General features: G+C 73.6%; 27 protein-coding genes and 1 pseudogene. 9 read left to right on the forward strand and 19 right to left on the reverse strand.

From position 1 onward, the window contains the following. Nucleotides 1-10: 10 nt before the first annotated feature. Both K7B10_RS05670 and K7B10_RS05675 read right to left on the reverse strand, forming a co-directional pair. Nucleotides 11-1,321: an MFS transporter gene (locus K7B10_RS05670; RefSeq protein WP_229334839.1), complete on the reverse strand. Its 1,311-nt coding sequence runs from the start codon at nucleotides 1,319-1,321 to the stop codon at nucleotides 11-13. A gap of 2 nt (nucleotides 1,322-1,323) precedes the next feature. Then, a complete protein-coding gene (locus K7B10_RS05675) occupies nucleotides 1,324-2,205 on the reverse strand; it encodes an alkaline phosphatase family protein (protein ID WP_229334840.1) in 882 nt (293 codons plus the stop codon). Nucleotides 2,206-2,485: 280 nt separating this feature from the next. On the opposite strand from K7B10_RS05675, the gene K7B10_RS05680 reads away from it, so the two are divergent. Next, complete coding sequence (locus tag K7B10_RS05680) at nucleotides 2,486-3,727, forward strand: alpha/beta hydrolase (RefSeq protein ID WP_308284526.1); 1,242 nt, start codon at nucleotides 2,486-2,488, stop codon at nucleotides 3,725-3,727. On the opposite strand, the gene K7B10_RS05685 is transcribed toward K7B10_RS05680, so the two are convergent. Further along, nucleotides 3,705-5,159, reverse strand: a complete 1,455-nt coding sequence (locus tag K7B10_RS05685) for a carboxylesterase/lipase family protein (RefSeq protein WP_229334841.1) — start codon at nucleotides 5,157-5,159, stop codon at nucleotides 3,705-3,707. The two genes, K7B10_RS05680 and K7B10_RS05685, sit on opposite strands and share 23 nt — an antisense overlap. 172 nt (nucleotides 5,160-5,331) lie before the next feature. On the opposite strand from K7B10_RS05685, the gene K7B10_RS05690 reads away from it, so the two are divergent. Then, on the forward strand, nucleotides 5,332-5,709 hold the full coding sequence (locus tag K7B10_RS05690; protein ID WP_229334842.1) for a hypothetical protein: 378 nt from the start codon (nucleotides 5,332-5,334) through the stop codon (nucleotides 5,707-5,709). 81 nt (nucleotides 5,710-5,790) lie between these two features. Further along, a complete protein-coding gene (locus tag K7B10_RS05695) occupies nucleotides 5,791-6,069 on the forward strand; it encodes a chaplin (protein ID WP_030868780.1) in 279 nt (92 codons plus the stop codon). 79 nt (nucleotides 6,070-6,148) lie between these two features. On the opposite strand, the gene K7B10_RS05700 is transcribed toward K7B10_RS05695, so the two are convergent. From K7B10_RS05700 to K7B10_RS05730, 7 genes are all read right to left on the reverse strand, one after another. Beyond that, the gene (locus K7B10_RS05700; protein ID WP_229334843.1) at nucleotides 6,149-7,012 is read right to left on the reverse strand and encodes a tyrosinase family protein; all 864 of its coding nucleotides are present in this window, start codon (nucleotides 7,010-7,012) and stop codon (nucleotides 6,149-6,151) included. Nucleotides 7,013-7,022: 10 nt separating this feature from the next. Further along, nucleotides 7,023-7,388 carry a tyrosinase family oxidase copper chaperone gene (locus K7B10_RS05705; RefSeq protein ID WP_229334844.1) on the reverse strand — a complete coding sequence of 122 codons (366 nt, stop codon included), beginning with the start codon at nucleotides 7,386-7,388 and terminating at the stop codon, nucleotides 7,023-7,025. 59 nt (nucleotides 7,389-7,447) lie between these two features. Continuing rightward, nucleotides 7,448-7,981: a GNAT family N-acetyltransferase gene (locus K7B10_RS05710; RefSeq protein ID WP_229334845.1), complete on the reverse strand. Its 534-nt coding sequence runs from the start codon at nucleotides 7,979-7,981 to the stop codon at nucleotides 7,448-7,450. A 16-nt stretch (nucleotides 7,982-7,997) separates the two neighbouring features. Continuing rightward, a complete protein-coding gene (locus K7B10_RS05715) occupies nucleotides 7,998-8,204 on the reverse strand; it encodes a hypothetical protein (RefSeq protein ID WP_229334846.1) in 207 nt (68 codons plus the stop codon). A gap of 443 nt (nucleotides 8,205-8,647) precedes the next feature. Then, on the reverse strand, nucleotides 8,648-9,754 hold the full coding sequence (locus K7B10_RS05720) for an acyl-CoA dehydrogenase family protein (RefSeq protein ID WP_229334847.1): 1,107 nt from the start codon (nucleotides 9,752-9,754) through the stop codon (nucleotides 8,648-8,650). Then, nucleotides 9,751-10,938, reverse strand: coding sequence for an acyl-CoA dehydrogenase family protein (locus K7B10_RS05725; protein ID WP_229334848.1), 1,188 nt, complete (start codon nucleotides 10,936-10,938; stop codon nucleotides 9,751-9,753). The genes K7B10_RS05720 and K7B10_RS05725 overlap by 4 nt, the downstream gene beginning before the upstream one ends. Continuing rightward, nucleotides 10,935-11,912: an NADPH:quinone oxidoreductase family protein gene (locus K7B10_RS05730; protein ID WP_229334849.1), complete on the reverse strand. Its 978-nt coding sequence runs from the start codon at nucleotides 11,910-11,912 to the stop codon at nucleotides 10,935-10,937. The genes K7B10_RS05725 and K7B10_RS05730 overlap by 4 nt, the downstream gene beginning before the upstream one ends. 195 nt (nucleotides 11,913-12,107) lie before the next feature. Between K7B10_RS05730 and K7B10_RS05735 the strand changes: the two genes are divergently transcribed. The 3 genes from K7B10_RS05735 to K7B10_RS05745 are packed head-to-tail and all read left to right on the forward strand — an operon-like array spanning nucleotide 12,108 to nucleotide 15,045. Continuing rightward, nucleotides 12,108-13,250, forward strand: a complete 1,143-nt coding sequence (locus K7B10_RS05735) for a hypothetical protein (RefSeq protein WP_229334850.1) — start codon at nucleotides 12,108-12,110, stop codon at nucleotides 13,248-13,250. 49 nt (nucleotides 13,251-13,299) lie between these two features. Continuing rightward, nucleotides 13,300-14,208 (forward strand): SDR family oxidoreductase, encoded by a 909-nt coding sequence (locus tag K7B10_RS05740; RefSeq protein WP_229334851.1) that lies wholly within the window; start codon nucleotides 13,300-13,302, stop codon nucleotides 14,206-14,208. Between the two features lie 36 nt (nucleotides 14,209-14,244). Next, a complete protein-coding gene (locus tag K7B10_RS05745) occupies nucleotides 14,245-15,045 on the forward strand; it encodes a hypothetical protein (RefSeq protein ID WP_229334852.1) in 801 nt (266 codons plus the stop codon). Here the strand turns inward: K7B10_RS05745 and K7B10_RS05750 are convergent. From K7B10_RS05750 to K7B10_RS05770, 5 genes are all read right to left on the reverse strand, one after another. Beyond that, nucleotides 15,032-15,865, reverse strand: a complete 834-nt coding sequence (locus tag K7B10_RS05750) for an enoyl-CoA hydratase/isomerase family protein (RefSeq protein WP_229334853.1) — start codon at nucleotides 15,863-15,865, stop codon at nucleotides 15,032-15,034. The genes K7B10_RS05745 and K7B10_RS05750 overlap by 14 nt on opposite strands. Before the next feature lie 44 nt (nucleotides 15,866-15,909). Beyond that, entirely contained in the window at nucleotides 15,910-16,674 is a 765-nt protein-coding gene (locus K7B10_RS05755; protein ID WP_229334854.1) for a PIG-L deacetylase family protein, read from the reverse strand. A 52-nt stretch (nucleotides 16,675-16,726) separates the two neighbouring features. Next, nucleotides 16,727-18,037 (reverse strand): alpha/beta fold hydrolase, encoded by a 1,311-nt coding sequence (locus K7B10_RS05760; protein WP_229334855.1) that lies wholly within the window; start codon nucleotides 18,035-18,037, stop codon nucleotides 16,727-16,729. Nucleotides 18,038-18,200: 163 nt separating this feature from the next. Continuing rightward, a complete protein-coding gene (locus K7B10_RS05765) occupies nucleotides 18,201-19,286 on the reverse strand; it encodes an S-(hydroxymethyl)mycothiol dehydrogenase (RefSeq protein WP_229334856.1) in 1,086 nt (361 codons plus the stop codon). A 73-nt stretch (nucleotides 19,287-19,359) separates the two neighbouring features. Beyond that, nucleotides 19,360-20,376, reverse strand: coding sequence for a LysR family transcriptional regulator (locus K7B10_RS05770; protein WP_229334857.1), 1,017 nt, complete (start codon nucleotides 20,374-20,376; stop codon nucleotides 19,360-19,362). Between the two features lie 71 nt (nucleotides 20,377-20,447). Here K7B10_RS05770 and K7B10_RS05775 point away from each other — a divergent pair, with 71 nt between their 5' ends. After that, the gene (locus tag K7B10_RS05775; RefSeq protein WP_229334858.1) at nucleotides 20,448-21,353 is read left to right on the forward strand and encodes a dihydrodipicolinate synthase family protein; all 906 of its coding nucleotides are present in this window, start codon (nucleotides 20,448-20,450) and stop codon (nucleotides 21,351-21,353) included. A 382-nt stretch (nucleotides 21,354-21,735) separates the two neighbouring features. Beyond that, entirely contained in the window at nucleotides 21,736-22,494 is a 759-nt protein-coding gene (locus K7B10_RS05780; RefSeq protein WP_229334859.1) for a transglycosylase SLT domain-containing protein, read from the forward strand. Nucleotides 22,495-22,518: 24 nt separating this feature from the next. Here K7B10_RS05780 and K7B10_RS41800 read toward each other — a convergent pair whose 3' ends face one another. Further along, nucleotides 22,519-22,818, reverse strand: a complete 300-nt coding sequence (locus K7B10_RS41800) for a hypothetical protein (protein ID WP_229345772.1) — start codon at nucleotides 22,816-22,818, stop codon at nucleotides 22,519-22,521. Next, nucleotides 22,813-22,938 (reverse strand): annotated as a pseudogene (locus K7B10_RS41805) (IS701 family transposase); the annotation flags it as partial. The pseudogene K7B10_RS41805 and the gene K7B10_RS41800, both read right to left, overlap by 6 nt. Before the next feature lie 163 nt (nucleotides 22,939-23,101). Here K7B10_RS41805 and K7B10_RS05790 point away from each other — a divergent pair. Then, on the forward strand, nucleotides 23,102-23,506 hold the full coding sequence (locus K7B10_RS05790; RefSeq protein ID WP_229334860.1) for a type II toxin-antitoxin system PemK/MazF family toxin: 405 nt from the start codon (nucleotides 23,102-23,104) through the stop codon (nucleotides 23,504-23,506). Between the two features lie 149 nt (nucleotides 23,507-23,655). On the opposite strand, the gene K7B10_RS05795 is transcribed toward K7B10_RS05790, so the two are convergent. Beyond that, on the reverse strand, nucleotides 23,656-24,261 hold the full coding sequence (locus tag K7B10_RS05795; RefSeq protein ID WP_229334861.1) for a response regulator transcription factor: 606 nt from the start codon (nucleotides 24,259-24,261) through the stop codon (nucleotides 23,656-23,658). Then, nucleotides 24,258-25,493, reverse strand: a complete 1,236-nt coding sequence (locus K7B10_RS05800) for a sensor histidine kinase (RefSeq protein WP_229344794.1) — start codon at nucleotides 25,491-25,493, stop codon at nucleotides 24,258-24,260. The genes K7B10_RS05795 and K7B10_RS05800 overlap by 4 nt, the downstream gene beginning before the upstream one ends. Nucleotides 25,494-25,509: the final 16 nt, after the last annotated feature.

Genomic DNA, 25,509 nt, shown 5'->3' on the forward strand with positions numbered 1-25,509 from the left:
GCCGAGCGGCTCAGTCGGCCCGCGTCTCGGCGGCGGACCGGGCGTCCGCCTCGTCGGCGGGCCGCAGCCGGGCGCAGGCGGCGGCCGCGACGGCCAGCAGCACGGCCGCGACCGCGAGGGCCGGACGGGGGCCCCAGACGGTCCAGGCGGCGCCGAAGCCCAGCGAGGCGGCGAAGCGGGCGAGGGCCTGGCCGGTCTGGACGAGGGCGAGGCCGCCGCCGCGGTGCTCCTCGGGCACGGCTCCGGCCGCCGCGGCCATCAGCACGCCGTCGGTGGCCGCGTAGAAGCCGCCGTGGAGGAGGAGCACGGCGTAGGGCAGGGCCGTGCTGTGGCCGTGCCCCGCCCCTCCGGTCAGCAGGAGGCCGTACGCCAGGAGCAGCGCGAGGTGGCCACCGAGGAAGACGCGCCAGCGGCCGATCCGGTCGGCGAGCCTGCCGAGCGGCAGCGCGAGCAGGAAGAACGCGGCGGCGGTGCCCAGCGGCAGCAGTGCGAACCAGCGGTCCGCGATCCCGGTGGCGCGCTGGAGCAGCAGGAAGACGAAGGCGTCACTGACGGTGCAGAGCCCGAGCAGCAGGGCGCAGAGGCTGATCCGGCGCAGGTCGCGGCGGACCAGCAGCCCGAAGGCGGCCCGCAGCGAGACGGGCTCGGCGCCGGGCGACGGCGCGGCGCGCCGGCCGGGGACGAACAGGACCAGTACGAGCACGCCGAGGGCGGCGACGCAGGCGCTGACCGTGAAGACGGCGTCGTAGCCGTCGGCGGCGCCGCGCAGGATCAGGAAGGCGAGGATCGGCCCGATCAGGGCGCCGGCGGTGTCCATGGCCCGGTGGACCCCGAAGGCCCGGCCGCGGTCCTCGGGGGCGGCGGCCAGCGAGATCAGCGCGTCGCGCGGGGCGGTGCGCAGGCCCTTGCCGGTGCGGTCGAGGGCGAGCACCGCGCCGATGGCGGGGAGGGTGTGTGCGAGCAGCAGCAGTGGCTTGCACAGGGCCGAGAGCCCGTAGCCGAGGCCGGCGAGGGCCTTGTGGCGGCCCAGTCGGTCGCCGAGGTGGCCTCCGGTGAGCCGGACCAGCGCGCTGATGCCGTTGTAGATCCCGTCGAGGAGCCCGAAGCCGAGCGGGGACAGGCCGAGGCCCGCGACGAGGTAGAGCGGGAGCACGGCCGTGACCATCTCGGAGGAGACGTCGGTGATCAGGCTGACCGTGCCGAGGGCGAGGACCGTGGGGGCGAGCGCGGCGCGCCGCCCCGGGCGGGTGCCCGGGGCGACGGCCTGCGGCTCGGGGGTCACGGCGGGCGCGGGGGTACCGCGGCTGTCCGCAACGTACATGGTCAGGAAGCCCAGATCCCCGTGACGTCCTTGGCGGTGGCCGCGTTCCCGGCGTGGGCGGTCAGGCCGGCCAGGCCCTCCAGGGTGCGCAGCACGTCGTAGTGGTTGTACGTGGTGGACGAGGTGCTGCCGGGGGTGACGGGCTGGCCGTAGAGCACGGTCGGGATCTTGTTGCCCGCGAGCCGGTTGTCCTCGTCGAAGGTGACGACGAGCAGGCTGTTGTGGGTCTTGGCCCAGTCCGCGTAGGCCTTGAGGTTGTTCTTGAGCCAGGTGTCGCCGGTGCCGACGGAGCAGTCGTGCATGTCGTTGCACAGGTTCGGGACGACGAAGGACACCTTGGGCAGGGTGGTGTAGTCCGTCGGGAACTGGGTCATGGTCTTCGCGGTGCTGGTGGGCACGTTGGAGAAGGCGAACCAGGGGTTGTGCTTGCGGGCGTAGTCGCCGCTGCTGCACGTGGTGGAGCCCTGGCTGGGGAGGGTCTCGTTGTAGCTGGCCCAGCTCTTGCCCGCGGCGATGAGCTCGGATGCCAGGTTGGGCGCGGAGCTGAAGCCGGGGGTGTAGCAGCTGTCGCCGGTGACGCCCTGGTTGGAGCCCGAGAACAGCTGGAGGTAGTTGGGCTGGCTGGGGTGCGTGATGCCGAACGACTGCGTGAGGTTGGCGCCCCCGCTCTTGAGGGAGTTGATGTACGGGGCGCTGGAGCTCCCGATGACCTGGTTGTAGGCGTGGTTCTCGAAGACCACGACGACGACGTGGTCGGGGGCCGGCAGGCCGGCCGCGTGCGCGGGCTGGGCGGCGCCGAGGCCGGCCCACAGGGCCGTGCCGGCGGCGGTGAGGCCGAAGGCGGTGGCGAGGGCGGTCTTTCGGGCGGACCGTGACGAGGGCATGCCAAACACGGAAAATACCTCCGGGCAGGGGGGTCTGGTGGCGGCGCGCACGCACCATACCCAGGGGCATGTGCATGGGCCAGGGACAGTCGGCTAACAGACCGGGAACTCCGGTGGCCCTGTCGGTGTTCGGCAACGCCCTGACCTACGGAAGCCCAAGACCTGGAAAAAAGGGGAACCGGGCAGCACGTAGGCTCATCCTTCGAACAGAAGAGACCACCCCCAGGCGGGGAAAAGACCATCCCCCCACGGGGCAGCACCAGCCGGAGAGCAACCGCACATGTCGTACTCACCCGACGGACAGCACCAGCCGTACCGATCGGAAGGGCAGTACCAGCAGCAGCCCTACGGCGCTTCGTACACGCAGCAGTACGAACCCCAGTACCAGCCCGAGCCCCCGTACGGGCCGCCGCAGCCGCCGTACGGCGAGCCGGAGGAGCCCCAGTACGAGCGTCAGCGGCCGCGCCGGGGCAGGCGCTGGCTGATCGCGGGTGTCTCCGTCCTGGCCCTCGCGGGCATCGCGGCCGGGGTGATGTACCACTTCGAGATACCCCCGTTCACCGACAAGGGCAAGGACGTCTCCTTCGGCCAGCCCGCGGCGGGCGGCGGCCAGGCGGGCGCCGACGGCGCCGCGAAGCAGGCGGCCAACTCCAAGGCGCTGATGCCCACCGGCCCGAAGGCCGAGTTCAAGAACTCGATGACCCTGGCCGACGGCACGCACGTGGCCGTCACCACACTGGACGGCAAGAAGTCCGGCTTCAAGGGCAAGGTGTGGGTCTGGGCTCCCAAGGAGTACAACGACCCGAAGTTCGCCAAGAGCGGCTTCCCGGTCATGATCGCCCTGCCCGGCGGCGCGGGCTACCCGAACAACTACTGGATGGGCACCGACCTGGGGCTCCAGACCAGCATCAGCAAGTGGTACGCCGAGGGCAAGAGCAAGCCGTTCATCCTCGCCATGCCGGTGCTGAACCCGGGCCCGGACGACAAGGGCATCTACTGGGACGGCTCCGACATCCCCGACCAGCCCAAGATGGGGACCTGGCTGACCGAGGACGTCCCGGACCTGGTGAAGGCGAACTTCCGCACCGTCAAGTCCCGTGACGGCTGGGCCTACATGGGCTCCTCCACCGGCGGCTTCGCGAGCCTGAAGGCCGTGCTCAAGTACCCGGACAAGTTCAAGGCCGCGATCTGCTCCGGCCCGGACATCGTGCCCGACTCCTCGCTGTGGAAGGGCCACGACAAGGAGAAGGCCGAGAACAACCCGGAGCTCCTGGCGAAGGCCATGCTCGACAAGAAGGGCTCCCCGGACGTCTACCTCGCCTTCCAGGTCGGCGACAACGAGAACAACAAGAAGACGCTGCCCGACGTGCAGAAGTTCGTCGCGACGTACGGCAAGGGACCGATCCACACCAGCCTGAGGGTCATCCCCGGCGGCCAGCACAACGCCAAGACCTACGTGCCGAACATGGGCGAGGGCCCGATCCAGTTCATCAGCAAGGTCATGGAAGGACCGGTGGAGTAACCTCCGCCGCCACGGATTCCTCGCGCCCCGGCCCGCCGAACACCATCGGCGGGCCGTTGCCGTCCCAGGGCGCCCAGCCCGGGTCCCCCGTCACGGCGAAGCACACCCAGGACGCGTGCATCCGGTCGGCCAGTTCCTGCGGGGCGTCCCGCCCGGCCAGCCAGGAGGACTCCGGCACGTCGAGGGTGTCGAACACGAAGCCGAGCTCCAGCGCGTGGCAGGCGCCGAGGCCGGGAACGCCCGAGGGCCAGCCGAACTCGTAGAGGAAGCTGGAGGCCGAGCGCCGCGCCCCCGCGAGGCGGCGCAGCGGATCGCGCAGCAGCCGGTCGGTGAGCAGCTGGCCCGCGAGCTCGGCCGGGCCCGCCCCGGGCCGTGCGGCGCGCAGCGCCCGTACGGCGGCCCGGTCCTTGCCGCTGCGCGCGCGGGCCAGGGCCAGGGTGAGCGGACCGAGCCGGTCCATGACCGGCAGCGCGCCGATGGGGGCGAGCCAGAGCCGGTACTCCTCGGTGGTCCAGCCCAGCAGCAGCGGTACGTCCGTCCCCGCGGCGGCCTCCAGCGGGTCCCCGGGGAGCGTGTCCGGGTCGGCGACGAGGCCGAAGGCGGGGCCCCCGGTGAGCGGACTGGAGCGGCGCAGCACGGCCGCCTGGGCGGCGAGCAGGTCGGGCAGGGCGGTGGCGCCGAAGGCCTCGGCGGTCGCGGGGACCTTCAGCAGGGAGGCCATCCGCCGGACCATGGCGCGCACCTTCTCGCGCGGCAGTACCTCGGGAGCGCCGCTCTGCAGCGCGGCCTGCGCGAAGAGCCCGGCGGCGCGGGGGGCACCGAGCAGGGCACCGACGCTGATGGCTCCGGCGGACTCGCCGAAGACGGTGACGCGGGCGGGGTCCCCGCCGAAGGCCGCGATGTTCTCCCGGACCCAGTTCAGGGCGGCGATCTGGTCGAGCAGCCCGCGGTTGGCGGGGGCGTCGGGGAAGAGTCCGTACCCGAGGACGCCGAGGCGGTAGTTGAGGGAGACGAGCACCACCCCGTCGCGGGCGAAGGCGGAGCCGTCGTAGACGGGGACGGCCGAGGAGCCGCGGGTGAGCGCCCCGCCGTGCAGCCACACCATGACGGGCAGCCGGGCACCGGGGACCGGGTCCGGGGTCCACACGTTGAGGTTCAGGCAGTCGTCCCCGGGGACGTCCGGGTCGGGCAGCAGGGCGGCGAACTTCGGCGGGTAGGGCACCTTGGGCGCGGTGGGCCCGAAGGCGCCGGCGTCGCGTACGCCCTCCCAGGCGGCCGGCGGCGCGGGCGCGGCGAAGCGGAGGGCGCCGACGGGCGGGGCGGCGTACGGGATGCCCCGGAAGGAGGCGATCCCGGCCGGGCCGGTCCGGCCCTCGACGACGCCGTACCCCGTCCTGACCCGGGGCCGGCCGCTGCCGCCCGCTGTGCTCATCGTTTCCTCCGTCGGCCCGGTGCACCACTGCACCCCTGTGTCACGGCACCTCTGCATCACTGCATCACTGAATCCGGTGTTCCGCCTCCCGGGCACGGTCGCACAGGCCTGCGAGGGGTGACAAGGCGTGACCCGGCCCGGGGCGGGCCGGGTTGGACCGGCCATGCGATTCATGCGTATCCACCCCGGCGTCCGCGGCTCCGCCCGGCCGGCCGGCCCGGTCCTCCCGTTCGCGCCCGCGCTCCTGCCCCTGCCCCTGCTCCTGCTCGTGGCCGCGGCACCGGCGCAGGCCGCCGCGGGGGCCGACTTCCAGTACGTCGGCCAGGACGACAGGGTCCACGGGCTGACCGCCCCGCAGGGCTGTGTGGCGGCTGAGGGCGGCGGCTCGCGGGCCGCCACCAACTCCACCCGCGGGACCGCGACCTTCTACCGGGAGCCCGGCTGTGCGGGCCGTCCGGCGGCGGTGCTGGAGCCGGGTGCCGCGGGCCAGATCAAGCCGTACTTCGCCTCCGTGCGATTTTCCTTCATCACCAAGGCCCAGCGGCCGTGACCGCCGGGCTCCCGCCGCGTTGTACGCCATGTCAAACGCCACAGACCCCTGTGGCACCACACATCTCACGAGGAGATCTTGATGTCGCGTATCGCGAAGGCAGTCGCCGTCACCGCTGTTGCCGGTAGTGCCCTGGCCGCCGGTGCCGGTCTGGCCGTCGCCGATGCCGGAGCGCACGGTGCGGCGGTCGGCTCCCCCGGTGTCCTCTCGGGCAACCTGGTCCAGGTTCCGGTGCACGTCCCGGTCAACGTCTGCGGCAACACCGTGAACGTGATCGCCCTGCTGAACCCGGCGTTCGGCAACACCTGCGTCAACGCGTCGGGCGGCGGCGAGCACCACACCGAGGGCTACGGCGGCTGACGGCCGGATCGAGGACCCGGGGCCCCCGCCGTACGGCGGGGGCCCTTCTCGTACCCGGCCGCCGTACCCGGCCCACGGATCATTCGTAGCGGTAGAGGCCCTGGTGGCTGAGCATGTCGCGCGGGGTCAGGTCCCACGGCGGCATCGGCTCGTCGAGGGCGATCACCCGGCCGCGTTGGAGATCGCCCAGCGCGAGCGGGGCGGCGGGCAGGTAGCCGGAGCCGGGGTGCCTGAGCTGCCAGCGGTCCCAGAGCAGGTCAACGAAGGCGTGGTGCAGCCAGAACGCCGGGTCGTTGGGGGCCGTACCGCCCGTCATGTGGCCGCCGATCCACTGGTGGACCTTGTTGTGGTTGCGCCAGCGCTCGCTTCTCGGCGCGGCCCAGCCCTCCAGCTTGTTGCGGAACCCGCCGCCCTGCGCCGTGGAGTCCCAGGGCGAGGTGTCGTACGTCGGGTCGTCGAGCGCCCACTGGAGCTCGGCCGCGGTGGGCAGGGCGATCGGGTTCTGCGGCCGCCCGAGGTTGCGGGTGAGGAAGCGGGCCTCCGTGATGCCCACCGTGATCTCCCAGTTGCCCTTCTCGTGGGCGAAGGGGCCGGTCATGACCCTGCGGTCGCCCTCGCGGCCGGTGCCGCCGAGGAAGTCCTCGGCCCAGAGGGAGGAGACCGGGCTGTTGTCCGCGGTCCAGTCCCAGTACGGGACCGAGACGCCCGGGTCGACGGCCTGGAGCAACCGCTCGAACTGGAGCAGGTAGCGCCGGTGCCACGGGAAGAAGGACGGGGACATGTGCCCGACCCGGAGCTTGCTGTCCCGGTCGGGCACGAAGTACTTGTCGTGGGTGCGCACCAGGTCGTCGTAGGCTCCGGTGCGCTTGAGCTCCAGCACGGCCGCCGTGAACCGCTTCTTCTGGGCGCTGGTCAGGTTCTTCTGGTTCTGCCGGGTGTACATGCGGGGCTCCTCAGCCGTGGTGCGGGGCCGCGAACGCCAGCTGGGTGGTGCCGAGTTCGTCAACGGCGGCGCGGGCGAGTTCCAGCCGGGTCCCGAAGGACTGGAAGTGGTTGATCCCGCTCAGGTAGCTGCCGTCGGCGCGGCGCATGACGTGCAGGGGGCGGCCGTCGATGCGGACCCCGGCGTGGTCGACGGCGATGTTCCGGCCGCGGTACGTCTCCTCGACGAGGGGGGCCGGGGTCAGGGTCTGCCGTGGGCGGCGGGCGCGCAGTACGGGAGCCAGTGCCGCGGCGGTGCCGGCGAGCACCGCCGCGGTGAAGGCCGTACGAAGGACCGTACGGCGGGTGAGTGCTGCGGATGCGGGTGTGGCGTACATGCGGTCTCCCTCGCTCGGTGGTCCGCGCTACGGGGTCTAACGCGGCGCGGCGGGCGAGGTCACCTCGGTGGCCGGGGGTGCTTGTAGAAGAGGGTGGTGGGGTGCAGCCGGCCGGCCGGGTCGGCGGCGTAGTCGGGGATGGTGCCGGCCTCGGTCCAGCCTGCGGACCGGTAGAGGCGCTCGGCCCCGCTGCCGGTCTCGGTGTCGAGGACCAGCAGCAGCACACCGGCCCGGGCGGCGGCGAGTTCGGCCTCGGCGAGCAGGGCGCGGGCGGTGCCGCGGCCGCGCGCCCGGGGGTGCACCATGAGCTTGCGCAGTTCGGCGCGGTGGCGGCCGTTGGGCTTGGACTCGCGGTACCAGCTGACGGTCCCGTCGAGACGGCCGTCGCCGGTGCGGGAGGCCCAGAGGGCGAGGGAGCCCTCCTCGACGGCGGGAACGAGCGCGTCCCACCAGGCGGCCGCCCGGTCGTGGTCGAGGTCGGCGAGGAAGCCGAGCGAGGAGCCGCCGCGGACCACGGCGAGCAGCAGATCGGCGAGTTCGTCGCGGTGGGCGGCGAGCTGGGCGGCGTCGAGCCGGGCTATCACGGGCGTCATGCGGCGAGGATAGGGATCAGCCGGCGGCCCGCTGAAGGCGGGGCAGGTGCAGGTCGCGGAAGACGGCTGCCATGCGGAGCGTGAGGACGAGCCCGGCGGAGACGGCGATGTCGGGCGTGTCCCCGGTACCGGCCCCGCGCAGGCCGAGGTAGCAGGCCGCCCCGGCGAGCGCGGCGGTCGCGTACACCTCCTCGCGCAGGAGCAGCGGTGGGAACTCCCGCACAGGACGTCGTGGAGGACCTCGCCGGTGACCCCGGTCAGCACGGCGAGGATGGGCACGGCGAGGGGCGTGGCGTGGGCGTCGATGGCGGCGGCGAAGGCCAGGACCAGCCCGCCGAACGGGCCATGTCGGCCCGGTGGGCGGCGAGGACTCCGGAGGCGGCGAAGGCGGCTATGCCGAGGAGGTGGAGGGCGTGCAGCACGGCGCCTCCTTCTGGGGACGGGGCGGGGCGGACGGGACGGGGCGGACGGGACGGGATTGCGGATCGGCCCGTCGACCCTGCCTTCCCGGCGGGCCGCCGCGCATCGGCCGTTCGGCCATCCCGTGCCGGGTGCCGTCCCCCGGCCGCTGCGCGCGCCTTCTCCCCGTACCGCCCCGCCCGCCCAGTCCCCGGCCGTCCCCCGGACCCCGCGCCTCACGCGCCTCACGCGCCGGCGGGGACGGGACTACGGGGCCGGGAGCTCCGCGAAGTCGGCCACCAGGGTGTGGTGGTGGCCCGGGGTGCCCAGGGTCAGGGCATCGGACTTGGCGCGCTTCAGGTACAGGTGCGCCGGGTGCTCCCAGGTCATCCCGATGCCGCCGTGCAGCTGCACGCACTCCTCCGCCGCGCTCACCGCCACGCCGGAGCAGTACGCCTGCGCGACCGCCACCGTCAGCGGGGCGTCGGGGGCCCCGGTGGCCAGTGCGTCCGCCGCCGCGCGGGCCGCGGCCCGGGCCGAGGCCACGTCCAGCCACAGCTGCGCCAGCCGGTGCTTCAGCGCCTGGAAGGAGCCGACCGGCCGGTTGAACTGGTTGCGGCCGCGCACGTGGCGCACCGTCTCCGTCAGGCACCACTGCGCGATCCCGAGCTGCTCGGAGGCCAGCAGTCCGGCCCCGGAGAGGAGCGCCCCGGCCACCGCCGCCCGCGCCGTCGCCGGGTCCGCGAGCAGGGTCCCCGCCGCGCCGCCCAGCGTCACGTCGGCGAGCGGACGGGTCAGGTCCAGCGGGACCAGCCCGGTCAGCTCGACCTCGCCCGCCGGGACCGCGTACAGCCCCGTGTCGGCGAGGACCAGCAGGACGTCGGCGGCCACCGCGTCCGCCACCGAGGTGACGGTGCCCGTCAGGGTCCCGCCCCCGGTGTCCCGTACGGCGGACGGCAACGGCGCGCCCGGGGCCTGCGTCAGCGGCAGCGCCGGTGCGCAGACCTGCCGGCCCGCGGCCAGTTCCCGCAGGAGGTCGCCGGCCTCCGGGGTGTCGCAGCCCAGCAGGATCTCCGTGGCGAGCACCGCGCTCGTCAGGTACGGCACGGGTGCCACGGCCCGGCCCAGCTCCTCCAGGACCACGGCCGCCTCCCGGTGGCCCGCGCCCTGCCCGCCGCGCTTCTCCGGCACGAGCAGCCCCGCCGTGCCGATCTCCGCCGCGAGCGTGTGCCACAGCCCGGGGTCGTGCGGCCGGCCGGTCTCCGCCCGGGCGAGCACGGCCGCCGGTGCGCAGCGGTCCGCGAGCAGCGCGCGTACGGCGGACCGGAGCTCCTCCTCCGTCTCGGAGTACAGCAGGTCGAACGCAGTGCTCATCGGGCCAGGTCCTTCCAGGCGAGGTCCTTGTCGTCGCGCGGCTCGGCGGGCAGGCCTAGGACGCGTTCGGCGACGATGTTGAGGAGGATTTCGCTGGTGCCGCCCTCGATGCTGTTGCCCTTGGCGCGCAGGTAGCGGTAGCCGGCGTCGCGGCCGGTGAAGTCGACGAGCTCGGGCCGGCGCATCGTCCAGTCCTCGTACAGCAGGCCCTCCTCGCCGAGGAGTTCCACCTCCAGGCCGCTGATCTCCTGGTTGAGGCGGGCGAAGGTGAGCTTCATCCCGGATCCTTCGGGGCCGGGCTGCCCGGCGGCGAGCTGCTGGCGCAGCCGTTCGCCGGTGAGCCGGGCGACCTCGGCCTGGACCCACAGCCGGAGCAGCCGCTGGTGCAGGGCGTGGGTCCGCAGTTCGGGCCGTTCGCGCCAGGCGGCGGCGACCGGTGCGATCATGCCGCCCTCGCGGGGGATCCGCATGCCGCCGATGGAGACGCGTTCGTTCATCAGGGTGGTGCGGGCGACCTCCCAGCCCTGGCCGACGGCGCCGAGCCGGTGGCCGTCGGGGATGCGGACACCGGTCAGGAAGACCTCGTTGAACTCGGCCTCACCGGTGATCTGGCGCAGCGGCCGGACCTCGACGCCGGGGGCGTGCATGTCGCAGAGGAAGTACGTGATGCCCTGGTGCTTGGGGAGCGCCGGGTCCGTGCGGGCGATCAGGATGGCCCAGCGGGCGGTGTGGGCGCTGGAGGTCCACACCTTCTGCCCGTCGACGATCCAGTCGCCGGTGGCGCCCTCGCGGACCGCGCGGGTGGCGAGCGCGGCGAGGTCGGAGCCGGCGCCGGGCTCGCTGAAGAGCTGGCACCAGACCTCCTCCCCCGTCCACAGGGGGCGCAGGAAGCGCCGCTTCTGCTCGTCGGTGCCGTACGCGAGGATGGTGGGCGCGGCCATGCCCAGGCCGATGCCGATGCGGCGCGGGTCGTTGTCGGGGGCGCCGGCGGCTTCGAGTTCGGCGTCGACGACGGCCTGGAGGGTGCGGGGCGCGGCGAGCCCGCCGAGGCCCTCGGGGTAGTGGACCCAGGCGAGGCCGGCGTCGAAGCGGGCCCGCAGGAAGTCGGCGCGGTCGGTGTCGGCCGGCGGGTGGGCGAGCAGCAGGTCCCGTACGCGCGCCACCAGCGCTTCGGAGGTGGTCATCGCGAACCGCCTCCGTCCAGGGCCGGTACGACGACCAGCCGGCCGGTGGTGGTCCCGTCGGCGAGGCGCTGTACGGCGTCGGCGGTCGCGGCGAGCGGGACGCGTTCGCTGACCAGCGGCTTGATCGCGCCCTCGGCGGCGAGCCGGGTGAGCTCGGCGTGGCAGGCGGCGATGGCGGCGGGGTCCTTGGTGGCGTACAGGCCCCAGTGCAGGCCGAGGACGGCGTAGTTCTTCACGAGGGCGTGGTTGAGGGCGGGGGCGGGGATGGTGCCGCTCGCGAAGCCGACGACGACGATCCGGCCCTCGAAGGCCACGCACTTGGCGGAGGCGGCGTACGCGTCGCCGCCGACGGGGTCGTAGACCACGTCGGCCCCGCGCCCGCCGGTGAACTCCTTGACCTGGCCGACGATGTCCTCGCTCGTCCGGTCGATCACCAGGTCGCAGCCGAGTTCCTCGGCGGTGCGCGCCTTGGCCTTGCCGCCGACGACCCCGATGACGGTGGCGCCGGCGGCCTTGCCGAGCTGGACGGCGGCGCTGCCGACCCCGCCGGCGGCGGCGTGGACGAGGAGGGTCTCGCCGGCTGCGAGGCGGGCCCGGCGGTGCAGGCCGAACCAGCCGGTCTGGTAGCCGATGTGCAGGGCGGCGGCCTCGGCGTCGTCGAGGGTCTCGGGGGCCGGCAGCAGGGCGCGGGCGGAAGCGGTGACGTACTCGGCGAAGCCGCCGTGCGGCAGGCTCGGGTTGGCGATGACGCGGCGGCCGTCCTCGGTCTCGCCGCAGATCTCGACGCCGGGGGTGAAGGGCAGCGGCGGGCGGATCTGGTACTGGCCCCGGACGAGCAGCGCGTCGGGGAAGTTGACGTTCGCCGCGAGCACCTTGAGCCTCACCTCGCCCTCGCCGGGCACCGGTTCGGGAACCTCCTCGAGGCGCATGGCCTCTCGGGGTTCGCCGGGGGTATGTACTCGCCATGCCTGCATCCGGGGCCTCCAGCCGCCGTCGAGGAACCACGCTCCGCGGGCATACTAAGCGGTCGCTTGTCACTCTGGGAACCGTCGGCGGGAGGGATTCCGGGCCGGACCGAAACACCACGCGCCGATCCGGCCACTCCGGCCCCCGATCAGGCAGCATGTGTCGTGCACTTGTCATGACTTGAGTCCAGGGGGGACCACCAGATGAGAAGAAGCGCGTCCGCGGCCGCTGCCGCCGTCGTTCTGGCCGGACTGATCACGGCGGCCGCCCCGGCCGCGGCGGCCGGGACCGCGTGCACGCCGGCCATCCTCCGGCTGCCCGCCCTCGCGGCGGGCCCCTCGCCCGCCTACGGATCCGTACGGGCCTTCGGGGCCGGCGGCCTCGTGGCCGGCGAGAGCGTCGGACTGCCCGCCTACTGGACGGCCGACCACGCGGTGCACGCCGTCCCGCTGCCCGAGGGCTTCGTGTCCGGCGAGGTGCGCGCGGTGAACGCCAAGGGCCTGATGGTGGGCACCCTGCGGCGCGCCGGTACGCCCGACACCCCTTACGGGTTCACGTACCAGAAGGGTGCGGCGGCGGTCCGGCTGATCGGCGGCGGAGCCACCGCGAGCGCGGTGACGGACGTCAACGACGCGGGCCGCTCCGTCGGCATGGAGGGCGGCGTCGCCAAGGAATGGCTGAACGGCGCGGTGGTGCGCGAGCTGCCGGTGCCCGCCGACGCCCACCCGGGCACCGGCATCGTCTCGGTGAACGGGATCAACGCGCGCGGGGACATCGTCGGCACGGCCCGGACGTCCTACGAGGAGGACGACCAGCTCAGGGGGAAGACCTTCCCGGTCGTCTGGCCCGCCGGGGGCGGGTACCCGCCGTACAGCCTGCAGGTGTGGACCGAGGACGACCCGACGGTCCGCACGACCGCGTCCGGCATCGACGACCGCGGCCGGGTCGTCGGCCACGAGGACCGCAGCTACCGCGACTGGCAGGAGCGCAAGCCCGCCGTCTGGAAGAAGCCGTACGACGCCCTGCCGAACGACCCCGGCCGGGTCACGGGCTACGACCAGGTGACCTTCGACGGGCTCAGCCCGGCCACGAACGTGGCCGTCGGCTCGGCCGTCACCTTCGTCGAGGGATACCCCAACTTCGTCCACGCCGCGTACTGGCCGGGCACGGGAGCCCCTCTGGCCCTCCCCCACCCCGCCGGCACCGGCCCGGACTCGCGCAGCTCCGCTTACGCGGCCTCGGACGACGACCGGGTGGGCGGCACGTTCTACGACGGGGAGACGATGAAGGGCACCGCCGTGGTGTGGACCTGCGCGAGCAAGCAGGCGTACACGCCGCAGAAGTGACCCCGTCACGGGCATGGTGATCTCGGCGCCCGCGCGCTATCGATGCCCCATGACGGACGAGATCCCGCCCGCTCCGCCCGGGCTGCCCGCTCCGCCGCCGCTCGGGTCCGCCGCGCTGCCCGCCGGTACGTACGCGGGTCAGGTGGTCCTCGTCACCGGCGGCGGCACCGGTCTCGGCAAGGCCATCGCCGCCGAGTTCGCGCGACTCGGCGCGGATCTGGTGATCGCGGGCCGGCGCGCCGAGCGGCTGGAGGCGGCGCGGAAGGAGCTGGCGGCCGTCCCCGGCGCGGGCCGGGTGACGGCCGCCGTCTGCGACATCCGGGAGCCGGAGCGGATCTCGGAGGTCTTCGACGCGGCGCAGGCGGCGCTCGGCCTGCCGGACGTCCTGGTCAACAATGCGGCCGCCAACTTCCCTTCCCCGGCGGAGGACCTGTCCCCGAACGCCTGGCGGGCGGTCGTCGACATCACCCTGACCGGCACCTGGTTCACGACCCGCGAGTTCGCCCGCCGCCACCTCGGCGCCGGCACGCCCGGGTCCATCGTGAACATCGGCGCCTCGTACGCCTGGACCGGCGGGCCGGGCTTCGCCCACAGCGCGGCCGCCAAGGCCGGGGTGAAGAACCTGGTGGAGACGCTCGCCGTCGAGTGGGGCCCGTACGGCATCCAGGTCAACGGGCTCGTGCCCGGCCTGTTCCCGCACGCCGACATGACCGGGGACATCCGCGACGGCCTGGAGCGGGCCGCTCCCGATGCCCGTGACTCCCGCCAGCCCGCCCTGCGCGTCGGCGCCCCGCGCGAACTCGGCTGGGCGGCCACCTTCCTGGCCTCCCCGTACGCCCGGTTCATCACCGGCCACACGCTGGTGGTCGACGGCGCGAACTGGCAGCGCCGCTCGCTGGTCAACCCCGAGGTGGTCCCGGTCCGCACGCAGCTGGGCCGCGGACCGTACAGCGCCTGAAGGCCGGTTGTCAGTGCCCGGTGCGAGGATCGGACCATGTCTCTCGCCGATCTGACCCTTGACCGCTGGCGCTCGCTCGACCGGGCCGCCGCCGGGCGCTTCGCGCACGAGGCCGCCGCGCAGGCGGGCGGCCGGGTGGTGCGGCTCGACACCGTCGACCACCTCGGCGGACCGCTGCACCGGGTGCGCATCGAGCGCGAGGGACGGGAGTTCGCCCTCATACCCGGCGGGCCGGTGCGGCTCGGGTTCGATCCGGACGCCTGGGTGCCGACGTCCGCGCAGCTCGCCGACTACGAGGAGAGCCGGGCGGAGGGGTACGGCTACGAGCTCCCCCTGAAGGACTACCTCGCCGAGGTGCTCAGCCCGGTCCGCACCGCGGCGCTCGCCACCGTGCTCATGGCGGTGGAGGACGAGGCGCTGACCGAGCACCCGGAGGCGGTGCCGGACGTGCTCGCGGCGCGCGGGCTGCGGATGCCGGGCGCCGACGAGTGGGAGCACGCCTGCGGGGCCGGGGCGGGCACCTTGTTCCGGTGGGGCGACGAGTGCCCCCTGGAGGAGCCCTCGTACGGGGGCGACGGCGGCCTGCGGCACGCACCGAACGCCTTCGGGCTGCACATCGCGTACGACAGCTACGCCACGGAGCTGAGCAGCGACCGGGCCGCGGTGCACGGCGGTGACGGGGGCGAGGCCGTCTGCGGCGGATACGGCGACCTGCTCGGGTGGCTGCCGCTGGCCACCGCCAACCGCAACCCGTCCACGGCCGAGTTCGCGTACGGACCGGGCGGCGAGGGCCTGCACGAGGGGTTCTCGACGCGGCCGGTGTTCAGCCTCCGGTGAAGTGCGGCGGGCGGCGGGCCGCCTTGGCGGCGTAGCCCTCGCGGCAGTCCTCGGAGGTGAGGGTCAGGGCCGCCGTCATCGCGACGCGGTCGAGGGCCGGGGCGAGGGCGGCGTCCGCGTAGGCGTCGATCGCGCGCTTGACGCCCTGCACGGCGAGCGGGGCGTTGGCCGCGATCTCGGCCGCCACCGCGCGGGCCGCGGCGTCCAGCTCCTGCGGGGGGACGAGCAGTTGGACCAGGTTCAGGCGGTACGCCGTCGCCGCGTCGATGCGGCGGCCGGTCAGCGCCAGGAACTTGGCCCAGCCCGCGCCCGCCTCGCGGGCGATCCGCAGGTCGCCGCCCGCGTCCACCGCCACGCCGAGCTGCGTCTCGGGCAGGGCGAAGACGGCGTCCTCGGCGGCGACGCGGAGGTCGGCCATCAGGGCCAGTTCGAAGCCGAAGCCGAGGCAGTAGCCCTGTACGGCCGCCACCACCGGCTGCGGAAGCCGCGACAGCACGGCGAAGCGTTCGTGCACCCAGCGGATGCCCTCGTAGTAGTTGCGCGTCCGCTCGGCGGCCGTCGCGCCCGTGATGGCGCCGCCCGGGGCCTTCACGTCGATGCCCGCGCAGAAGGCACGGCCCTCGGCCCGCAGCAGGACCACCCGTACGTCCGGATCGAAGCGGATCCGGTCCGCGAGCAGGCCCAGCTGACGGGTGGACTCCCAGCTCCAGCCGTTGAGCCGGTCCGGGCGGCAGAGGGTGAGGACCGCGATCCCGTCCGCGGTCTCCAGCCGGATGCGTTCCTCCCCCTCCGCGACCTCGTTGCCGATGGTGTCGATCACGAAACCCCTCCTTCTGACGGTTCGTCAGAATAGAGGTTGCGGACTCAGCGGGTGAAGACCTCGAACGTCACCGCCGGGCGGCCGCCGAAACGCGGCGCCGCCTGCTCGGCATAACCGGTGAGGAAGCCGCGGACGTACTCCTCGGGGTCCTGGTCGGTCAGGACCTCGATGTACGCCTTGTGCTCCATCAGCGACTTGATCGAACGCTCCAGTCCGGGACCCGCGTCCACGGCGTGCGTGGGCGTCGGGGACCCGGCCACCGCGACCCAGCGCACTCCGTTCCAGGGCTCCAGGCCCTGCTCGGAGATGAGCTCCGGAAAGATCCACCGGTTCCCGGCGTCGGCGGCGGCGTCCAGGGCGGCCCGGCCGACGGCCTTGTGGTCGGGGGTGTTCCAGTTGCCCCCGCCGCCCTGACCGCCCCAGGTGTCGCGGTGGTTGAGGGTGATGAGCAGTTCGGGGCGGTGCCGGCGGATGGCGGCCGCGATGTCCCGGCGCAGGTCCAGGCCGTACTCGACGACGCCGTCGCGGTAGTCGAGGAACTCCACCGTGGAGACCCCGACCACCGCGGCGCTCGCGCGCTGCTCGGCCTCGCGCAGCGGGGCGCACTCCTCGGGCGGGATCGTGTCGATGCCGGCCTCGCCCCGGGTGGCCAGCAGGTAGACGACCTCACGGCCGCCGTCCGTCCAGTGGGCGATCGCCCCGGCCCCGCCGTACTCCAGATCGTCGGGGTGGGCGACCACCGCGAGGGCGCGCCGCCAGTCGGCGGGCATCGGCTCCAAGGGCGCGGGCTGATCCAGTTGTTCGGTCATGCCCGCACAATAAACGCCCGTTCCCGGAGCTCAGCGTTCCGCGAGCCGAGTCCTAGACGTCGTCGCGTACGAGGGCCAGAAGTCGGTCCAGGACGCGGGGGCCGCCGGCGCGGACCCCGTCGTGTTCGAACTCGTCCGTCACCCAGGTCCGCAGGCCCCGGATCCGCGCGGCCGTGTCCAGGGAGTGCGCGGTGTCCACGTACAGGTCGTCGTGGTAGATCGCGGCGGCCACCGGGACCTCGTTGGCGGCGAGCCGGGCCGGGTCGTACAGGGGTCCCCAGCCGGTACGGGCGGCCAGCAGTCCGGCGGTCTCGCGCAGCGGGGCCAGCGCGGGGTCGGCGGTGAAGTGCCAGGGGTGGACGGTCTCGCCGGTGAACAGCAACGGCTCGTCGCCCGCGAGGGTCTTCGCGGCGTCGAAGCCGGGGTGGCCGGCGCGGACCCGTTCGGCGGCCCAGGCGGTCGGCGCGGCCGGGTCCTGGGCGTAGATGGGCTCGTGGAGCAGGGCGTACAGGGGGTGCGCGGCGAAGGAGAGCAGCCCCCGTACGTGTTCCAGGAATGCGTCGGCGAGGGCTGGGCCCGCCGGGGTCGGGACGAAGGCGTCCTCGAGCAGGTAGTGCAGCTGGTGGCTGCCGTCGCCGGTGCCGAGCAGGATGCCGAGGGACTGGAAGGCCTCGGCGGTGAGGAGGTGGCCGCCGGGGAGTTCGGCCGGGCGCTCCACGAGGTGGGCGGCGACGCGGCGGGCGCGTTCGACGTCCATCGGGTAGCGGGCGTAGTGGGCCCGGTTCTTGCGCTCCATGCGGGGGTACGCCGCCGCGTACACCTCGTCGGCGGTGGCGGTCAGGGAGGGCAGACCGCCGGTGATCAGGGCGGCGGTCAGGCCCTCGGGGGCGGTGGAGAGGTAGTGGGTGGTGCAGAAGCCGCCGAAGCTCTGCCCGAGCACGGTCCAGGGCGCGCCGCCGGTCAGGCCGGGGCGGATGGCCTCGGCGTCGCGCACGATGGAGTCGGCGCGGAAGTGCGCGAGGTACTCGGCCTGCTGCGCGGGCGTGCCGCGCAGGGGCAGCGTCTGGCGGTTCGCCGGGGTGGAGCGGCCGGTGCCGCGCTGGTCGAGCAGGAGGACGCGGTACTCGGTGAGGGCGCGCTCCAGCCAGGCCTGCCGACCGGTGAAGCGGCGGGCGCCGAAGCCGGGGCCGCCCTCCAGGTACAGCAGCCAGGGCAGGGTCTCGGGGTCCTTGCCGATGGCGACGGCCTCGCGGGCGTACAGCTCGATGTGCTCCCCGTCCGGGCGCCCGTGGTCGAGCGGGACGCTGAAGCGGTGGTCGGTGAGGACGACACCGGGCTGGCGGTAGGTGCGGTCGACGGTCACGAACGGCCCCTGGGTGTGCGGCAGCCCCGGGCCGGATCGCGACCGGGGCACGGGTGTGGCGGCCCGGCCGAGTCTAGTACGGGTCCGCCGCGCACCCTGGCCCCACCTGCGCCTACGTCAGGCGGGGGCCTGCACGGTCCGGGTGGGGCCGGGGGGTGTCCCCCTAGAACTCGACCACCGAGCGGAGGACCTCGCCGCGGTGCATGCGGGTGAAGGCCTCTTCCACGGCGTCCAGGGGGATCGTCTCGGAGACGAAGGCGTCGAGGTCGAGGCGGCCCTGGAGGTAGAGGTCGATGAGGAGGGGGAAGTCCCGCTCGGGCAGGCAGTCCCCGTACCAGGAGGACTTGAGGGAGCCGCCGCGGCCGAAGACGTCGAGCAGCGGGAGTTCGAGCTTCATCTCCGGCGTGGGCACGCCGACGAGGACCACCGTGCCGGCGAGGTCGCGGGCGTAGAAGGCTTGCTGGTAGGTCTCGGGGCGGCCCACGGCGTCGATGACCACGTCGGCGCCGTTGCCGCCGGTCAGGGCTCGGACGGCCTTGACCACGTCCTCCGATGCGCCGTTGACGGTGTGGGTGGCACCGAGGCCGCGCGCCCACTCCAGCTTCCGGTCGTCGAGGTCGACGGCGATGATCCGGGCCGCGCCGGCGAGGCGGGCGCCGGCGATGGCCGCGTTGCCCACTCCCCCGCAGCCGATGACGGCGACCGAGTCGCCCCGTCCGACGTTGCCGGTGTTCAGGGCCGCGCCGAGGCCGGCCATCACCCCGCAGCCGAGGAGCCCGGCGGCGGCCGGGGAGGCCGCCGGGTCGACCTTGGTGCACTGGCCGGCCGCGACCAGGGTCTTCTCGGCGAACGCGCCGATGCCGAGCGCCGGGGAGAGCGGGGTGCCGTCCTCCAGGGTCATGGGCTGCGTGGCGTTGTGCGTGTTGAAGCAGTACCAGGGGCGGCCGCGCTTGCAGGCCCGGCAGGTACCGCACACGGCGCGCCAGTTGAGGACGACGAAGTCACCGGGTGCCACGGAGGTGACGTCCGGGCCGACGGATTCGACGATTCCGGCGGCCTCGTGGCCGAGGAGGAAGGGGAACTCGTCGTTGATGCCGCCCTCGCGGTAATGGAGGTCGGTGTGGCAGACCCCGCAGGCCTGGACCTTGACCAGGGCCTCGCCGGGCCCCGGGTCGGGCACGAGGATCGTCGTCGTCTCCACCGGTGCGCCCTTGCTCCGGGCAATGACCCCTCGTACGCGATGCGTCACGTCGTACCCCGCTCTGGTCGGATCTGTCTGGATCAACGAACGTACACGGGCGCGGCGGTGGAGGGGAGCCGTGTCACGCCGGGGAAGCCGGAGTGGCGAGTTCCGGAGGTACGGCGGCGCGAAGTGCCGCGCCGAAGGCGGCCACGGCCGGGTGGGCGGCGGCGCCGCTGCGGAAGGCGATTTTGGTTCGGCGCTCCATGAGGAGCCGGGTCAGGGAGACGGCCGGGTCCACGGGGCCCATGACCCCGAGCTGCGGGACGACGGCGACGCCCTGACCGGCCGCGACCAGGGCGAGCACGGTGGGGAACTCGTCGACCCGGTGGCGGATCCGCGGGGTGAACCCGGCGGCCTGGCAGGCCCGCAGGGCCATGGCGTGGCAGAGGGTGCCGGGGGTGGCCGTGATCCAGGGGGCGTCGGAGTGGGCCCGCAGGACGGCGCCCTGCTCGGGGCCGGGGCCGGGGGCCGCGGCTCCGGCCTCGGTGTCGGTGTCGGTGTCGGTGTCGGCCTCGGTCTCGGCGAGAGCCGCCCGAGCCGGGGTGGCCTGCGCCGGGGTGGCCTGCGCCGGCGCCGCCAGGTACATCGACTCCCGGTAGAGCGGCTGCGTCGCGAGCCCCGGCTCCTGCGGGGCGGGGACGAAGTCGTACTCGTGGATCAGGGCCACGTCCAGGTCCCCGGCGCGCAGCGTGTGCGCGACCTCAGCCGGGTCGGTCTCCGAGACCATCGGTTCCAGCCCCGGGTGGCGCCGGGCCAGGGCCACCAGGGCGGCCGGGACGATGGCCCGGATGGCGGTGGGGAAGGCCCCGACCCGCAGGGCTCCGGCCAGTCCGCTGCGCGCCTCGGCGAGATCGGCGTCGGCCTGTTCCAGCCGCTCCAGCACGGCCTCGGCGTGCCGGACCAGGTTCTGGCCGGCCGCAGTGAGCCGGACCCGGCGGCCGGTGCGTTCGAGCAGCGGCAGCCCCGCCTCCCGTTCGAGGACGGCGAGTTGCTGGGACACCGCCGAAGGGCTGAACGCGAGGGCCTCGGCCACCGCGGCGATGGTCCCGCGGCGGGCGAGTTCGCGCAGCAGGCGCAGGCGTCGTACGTCGAGCATCGGCTCAGCTTACGGTTCAGGTAAGAAACGCGAACTGGATTCGGCGCTCGGGGCGGATGAAGCTCGTGGGCATGACACAGGACCTCTCCCTCCACGGGATTCACGTACCTCTCGTCACCCCCTTCACGCGCTCCGGGGACGTCGCCGCCGGGGCCCTGGAGGCACTCGCCCACCAGGTGCTCGACGAGGGCGCCACCGGGATCGTCGCCCTCGGCACCACCGGCGAGTCCGCCGCCCTCGACGAGGCGGAGCGCGACCTCGTCACCGACGTCTGCTCCCGGGTCTGCCGGGAGCGGGGCGCGATGCTGACCGTGGGCGCCGGGGCGGGCGGCACCCGGGCCGCCGAGGCGGGGCTCGGCCGGCTGGCGAGCCGGCCCGGGGTGCGGGCCGCCCTGGTGACCGTGCCCTCTTTCGTACGGCCCGGGGCGGCGGGGGTGCTGGCGCACTTCGCGCGGCTGGCCGAGGCGAGCCCCGTACCGCTGGTCGTCTACCACATCCCGTACCGGACCGGGCAGCGGCTGGACGCGGCCGCCCTGCGGGCCCTCGGGGAGCTGCCCGGGGTGGCGGGGATGAAGTACGCGGGCGGCGGCGTCGACGAGGAGGCGGTGGCGCTGCTGGGCGGGCCGCCGGACGGGTTCGCGGTCCTGGCGGGCGACGACCTGTACGTGTCCCCCCTGCTGGCGCTGGGCGCGGCGGGCGGGATCCTGGCCTCGGCGCACCTGGCGACGGCGCGGTACGCGGAGCTGGCGGCGGCCTGGCGGGCCGGCGACGTGCCGCGGGCGCGGGCCCTGGGCCACGCTCTGGCCCGGCTCTCGGCGGCGCTCTTCGCCGAGCCGAATCCGGTGGTGGTGAAGGGCGTGCTGCACGCCCAGGGCCGGATCCCGACGCCGGACGTACGGCTCCCGCTGCTGCCGGCGGGCGGGGCGGCGGTGTCGGCGGCTCTGGAACGGCTGGCGCAGGTCCCCAGCCCCCTCTGACCCTCCGCGGACATGCCGGGAAGTGCCCTCTGTGGGCGGTTCGCAAACAACGGGCGAGATGCCCGAATCGGGCCGGAGTGTGGGCGACTTGTCCGTTTCCTTGAACGGCTTCCGGGGTCCGTGATGTGAGTCACTCGAATAGGAGCAACATCATTAAACCCGGAACGGGCGATTCCCTTTTCCCGGAAAGGGATTTCGGCATTCCCCGAAGGCACCCCCAAGGTCGTTTCCGACCCTGAAACCGGCAAGTCGATCACCAGGGGGAATTCGAGTCTTGTTCCCGCCCGGCGGACTCGCTTACCTTCACGTCATTCCCAGCGGGCAGCCGCCGAAACCGGCGGCCGCCAGGGATCCCCCGCACCCCCACGTGAGGAATTCCGCCATGCCCGGACTCGGTAAGCACCGTCGGCCGAAGCAGCGCCCGATCGCCCGCAAGCTGGCTGTCGCCGGCACCGGCGGCGCCGCCCTCGCCCTGCCGCTGATCAGCGCGACCACGGCCGGCGCGGCCGTCACGCAGCCGGCCGCGGCGCCCGCCGCGAAAGCCGTCACGCTGCCCGCCGTCAAGCCGGCGGTGGAAAAGGCGGCGGCTCCCCTCACCTATTCGGTCACCGTCGGCGACACCCTTTCGAAGATCGCCGTCGAGCACGCGGTGAACGGCGGCTGGCAGGCCCTGTACGAGGCCAACCGCGGCGCCATCGGGTCCAACCCCTCGATCATCCGCCCCGGCCTCAAGCTGAGCATCGGCGCGGCGGCCAAGGCGGCCGCCGCGAAGGCGACCGGGGTGAAGGCGGTCGCGGCGGCCAAGCCCGCCACCACGTACGCGAACAACCTCGACGGCTGGATCCGGCAGTCGCTGGACATCATGGCCAAGCACGGAATCCCCGGCAGCTACAACGGAATCCACCGCAACGTGATGCGGGAGTCCTCGGGCAACCCGATGGCCATCAACAACTGGGACTCCAACGCCGCCGCGGGCATTCCCTCCAAGGGCCTGCTCCAGGTCATCGACCCGACCTTCCGCGCCTACCACGTGCCCGGCACGTCCCTGGACTCGTACGACCCGGTCGCCAACATCACGGCCGCCTGCAACTACGCGGCGGACCGCTACGGCTCGATCGACAACGTCAACGGCGCCTACTAGCACTCCAGCCGCAGATCGTGATCTTCATGCTTGAGCGGCTTGTCGTCGGTAGCGGCTGGTCTGGGATCGGGCCTGGCGGCGGCGTCGCCAGAGGGACCAGCCAAGCCGGTGGACAGGGTCAAAGACGCGTTGGATGACGAGCGTCATGAACAGTCGTTGGATCTCGTCGCAGGTGAGCGGTATCAGCTCGTCGGGTGACTCCTCGACCCGCCACCTTGATCCAGCGACGCGCACCAGGGTGGTCAGCGGCACTGCGGCCGGCGAGTAGCAGCGGCAGTACGCGAGTTCGCCGGTGCTGCGGTTGCGGCGGATCAGCAACGTCACGAACTCCGTCTTGTCGCCAAGTCCGGCTGCCCGGCAGCGGTCGGGGGCGGAGGTCCAGGAACGCGGAACGTACAGTTCCCGGTCCGCCGCGGCGTGCCCGCGGCGGCCGGCGTAGACCAGAGGCCCTCGAACGCTTCCTGCCAGCGAGCAGGGTCTACGCTGTGACCTGCGGCCACCGCATGATCGTTTGTCTTCACGCACCGATGATCAACGGTGGCCGCGCCCGTCTCCACAGCGCGTCAGGGTCGCAGCGTCTGCCTGCCGTCCTGTATTGGGAGGACTTGTGCAACGTGGCGAAGTCTGGTGGGTTCAGTTCGACGAGCGGAGGTTGGTCGTACTGCTGTCGGGCGAGGACACGTCCGGGATCCGGGTGATGCAGGTCGTTGCTCCGGCGGGCGTCGACATCAGCGGTCTGGGCATCGAAGTGATGGTGGGCGCCGGTGAGGGACTGCCGTTCGAAGGCGTGCTGCGGCTCGCGTTCCCGCGTCCAGGCTTCACCCCGTGCACGTGGCTGACCACTGTGTCCCGGGACGACCTGATAGAGCGGGAGGCCGTCCTGTCCTCCCTGAAGCTCAGCGAGATTGACGACGCCCTCCGACTCGCTGAGCAAGCGCACGAGCGTACCCCGGCAACGACCGCGAAGCTCAGCGAGATACGGGACGCCCTCCGTCTCGGTGCACTCGGGTAGACGAAGAAGGAGCCGACGCCCGTGACGGCGTGGGCGATCTCGGGCCAGATGATCCACGCCGGCCTCGGCGCCCCTCACCATCGAAATCACGATCTGCGGCTGGAGTACCAGGCACCACGTCGGGCCCGGCCCGATCCGAAGGACACGGTCTAGAGCCAGCCCTGGCGGCGGGCCGCGCGGACGGCCTCCATGCGGTTGCGGGTGCCCGTCTTGCCGATGGCGGACGACAGGTAGTTCCGTACCGTCGACTCCGACAGATGGACCCTGGCCGCGATGTCGGCCACGGTCGCCCCGTCGACCGCCGCGCCCAGTACGTCGGTCTCGCGCGCGGTCAGCGGATTCGGGCCCGCGCTGAGCGCGGCAGCGGCGAGTGCGGGATCGATCACCGTCTCCCCGGCGAGCACCCGGCGTACCGCGGCGGCCAGTTCCTCCACCGGCCCGTCCTTGACCAGGAATCCGGCGGCTCCCGCCTCCATCGCCCGGCGCAGGTAGCCGGGGCGCCCGAAGGTGGTCAGGATCAGCACCCGGCAGTCCGGAACGCGCGTGCGCAGCTCGGCGGCGGCGTCGAGACCGCTGCAGCCCGGGAGTTCGATGTCGAGCAGGGCCACGTCCGGCCGCGCCTCGATCGCGGCGGGCACGATCTCGTCCCCGGCGCCGACCTGCGCCACGACCTCGATGTCCTCCTCCAGCCCGAGCAACAGGGCCAGCGCGCCGCGCATCATGCCCTGGTCCTCCGCGAGCAGGACCTTGATCATCGACTCTCCTCGTTCTCCGCGGTCTCCGGATTCTCCACCGGGAGCTCGGCCGTGACCCGGAACCCGCGTCCCGGGCCGGGGGCCGGGCCGCCGACGAGAGTGCCGCCCGCCGCGGCGAGCCGTTCGGTCAGGCCGGTCAGTCCACTGCCCGGCGTGGACGAGCCTACGCCGTTCCCGTTGTCGTTGATCACCAGGCGGACCCGTTCCGCCGTGCTCCGCACCTCGATCTCGCAGGTGGTCGCACCGCTGTGGCGAATGGCGTTGGTGACGGCCTCGCGCACCACCCAGCCCAGCAGCGCCGCCGCCTGCGGGGGCAGCGGGTGCCCCGACTGCCGTACGACCGGCTCGATCCCCGCGGCGGTCAGCGCCCCGCGGGCCCGGTCGAGCTCGGCGGCGAGGCTGGTCTCGCGGTATCCGGTGACGGCCTCCCGGATTTCGGTGAGCGCCTGGCGGCCGACCGACTCGATGTCGGCGATCTGGCCGAGGGCCGCGTCCATGTCCCGCGGGGCGATCCTGCGGGCGGCCTCCGATTTCACGACGATCACCGACAGGGTGTGGCCGAGCAGGTCGTGCAGATCGCGGGAGAAGCGCAGCCGCTCCTGGTCCACGGCGGCCCTCGCCAGCTCCTGCCGCGTCTCGCGCAGTTCCTTGACCGTCTCGGAGAGGGCGAGGATGGCCGCGGTGACCATGCCGGACACGAGCGTCCCGTAGGCGATGCCGAGGGTGTCCCAGCCCTCGTCGAGTCCGGCGATCGCCCCGGCGAGGGCGGTGACGACGAACATCACCGGGCCGAGCAGGCGTCCCCGGATCACCGCGCCGGTGGCCAGGCCCCACAGCGGGAAGAACAGCAGCCAGTTGCCCCCGTACGCCAGGGCGAGGGCGCAGGTGACCGCGCCGAGGGCGGCCAGGCACCAGCGGGTGCTCGCGGCCTCCCGGGCCCGCCGGTCGAAGGCGCGGAACACCAGCGTGATGTAGAGGGAGTTGAAGAGCAGCAGGCCCAGGGCGCCGATCCAGGGGTTGGGGGTCTCCCCCTTGATGACGTTGGAGATGGCCCCCATGCCCAGCAGCAGCCACGGCAGCAGCGCGAAGGCGTTCGACGGGGCCATCGGGCCGCAGCCGTGGTCCGGGTCCTCGCCGCTCTTCCTGCGGCGCTTCTGCGCCGCCCGCCATTCGGCTTTGCGAACAGCCCAGTCGGCCTTCCGGGCCGCCCGGCCCCGGCGCCATTCCTGCATCTTCACTCCGGTTCCC

The sequence above is a fragment of the Streptomyces flavotricini genome (assembly GCF_020639365.1).
GTDB lineage: Bacteria > Actinomycetota > Actinomycetes > Streptomycetales > Streptomycetaceae > Streptomyces > Streptomyces flavotricini.

Excerpts from the sequence above, each read along its gene's own strand:
- K7B10_RS05740 (WP_229334851.1), top strand. The coding sequence starts at position 13,300 with ATGACGGACGAGATCCCGCCCGCTCCGCCCGGGCTGCCCGCTCCGCCG.
- K7B10_RS05675 (WP_229334840.1), bottom strand. The coding sequence starts at position 2,205 with ATGCCCTCGTCACGGTCCGCCCGAAAGACCGCCCTCGCCACCGCCTTC.
- K7B10_RS05700 (WP_229334843.1), bottom strand. The coding sequence starts at position 7,012 with ATGTACACCCGGCAGAACCAGAAGAACCTGACCAGCGCCCAGAAGAAG.
- K7B10_RS05695 (WP_030868780.1), top strand. The coding sequence starts at position 5,791 with ATGTCGCGTATCGCGAAGGCAGTCGCCGTCACCGCTGTTGCCGGTAGT.
- K7B10_RS05775 (WP_229334858.1), top strand. The coding sequence starts at position 20,448 with ATGACACAGGACCTCTCCCTCCACGGGATTCACGTACCTCTCGTCACC.
- K7B10_RS05725 (WP_229334848.1), bottom strand. The coding sequence starts at position 10,938 with ATGACCACCTCCGAAGCGCTGGTGGCGCGCGTACGGGACCTGCTGCTC.
- K7B10_RS05670 (WP_229334839.1), bottom strand. The coding sequence starts at position 1,321 with ATGTACGTTGCGGACAGCCGCGGTACCCCCGCGCCCGCCGTGACCCCC.
- K7B10_RS05800 (WP_229344794.1), bottom strand. The coding sequence starts at position 25,493 with ATGCAGGAATGGCGCCGGGGCCGGGCGGCCCGGAAGGCCGACTGGGCT.
- K7B10_RS05680 (WP_308284526.1), top strand. The coding sequence starts at position 2,486 with ATGTCGTACTCACCCGACGGACAGCACCAGCCGTACCGATCGGAAGGG.
- K7B10_RS05745 (WP_229334852.1), top strand. The coding sequence starts at position 14,245 with ATGTCTCTCGCCGATCTGACCCTTGACCGCTGGCGCTCGCTCGACCGG.
- K7B10_RS05770 (WP_229334857.1), bottom strand. The coding sequence starts at position 20,376 with ATGCTCGACGTACGACGCCTGCGCCTGCTGCGCGAACTCGCCCGCCGC.
- K7B10_RS05690 (WP_229334842.1), top strand. The coding sequence starts at position 5,332 with ATGCGTATCCACCCCGGCGTCCGCGGCTCCGCCCGGCCGGCCGGCCCG.
- K7B10_RS05705 (WP_229334844.1), bottom strand. The coding sequence starts at position 7,388 with ATGTACGCCACACCCGCATCCGCAGCACTCACCCGCCGTACGGTCCTT.
- K7B10_RS05780 (WP_229334859.1), top strand. The coding sequence starts at position 21,736 with ATGCCCGGACTCGGTAAGCACCGTCGGCCGAAGCAGCGCCCGATCGCC.
- K7B10_RS05735 (WP_229334850.1), top strand. The coding sequence starts at position 12,108 with ATGAGAAGAAGCGCGTCCGCGGCCGCTGCCGCCGTCGTTCTGGCCGGA.
- K7B10_RS05685 (WP_229334841.1), bottom strand. The coding sequence starts at position 5,159 with ATGAGCACAGCGGGCGGCAGCGGCCGGCCCCGGGTCAGGACGGGGTAC.
- K7B10_RS05720 (WP_229334847.1), bottom strand. The coding sequence starts at position 9,754 with ATGAGCACTGCGTTCGACCTGCTGTACTCCGAGACGGAGGAGGAGCTC.
- K7B10_RS05755 (WP_229334854.1), bottom strand. The coding sequence starts at position 16,674 with ATGACCGAACAACTGGATCAGCCCGCGCCCTTGGAGCCGATGCCCGCC.
- K7B10_RS05730 (WP_229334849.1), bottom strand. The coding sequence starts at position 11,912 with ATGCAGGCATGGCGAGTACATACCCCCGGCGAACCCCGAGAGGCCATG.
- K7B10_RS05795 (WP_229334861.1), bottom strand. The coding sequence starts at position 24,261 with ATGATCAAGGTCCTGCTCGCGGAGGACCAGGGCATGATGCGCGGCGCG.
- K7B10_RS05710 (WP_229334845.1), bottom strand. The coding sequence starts at position 7,981 with ATGACGCCCGTGATAGCCCGGCTCGACGCCGCCCAGCTCGCCGCCCAC.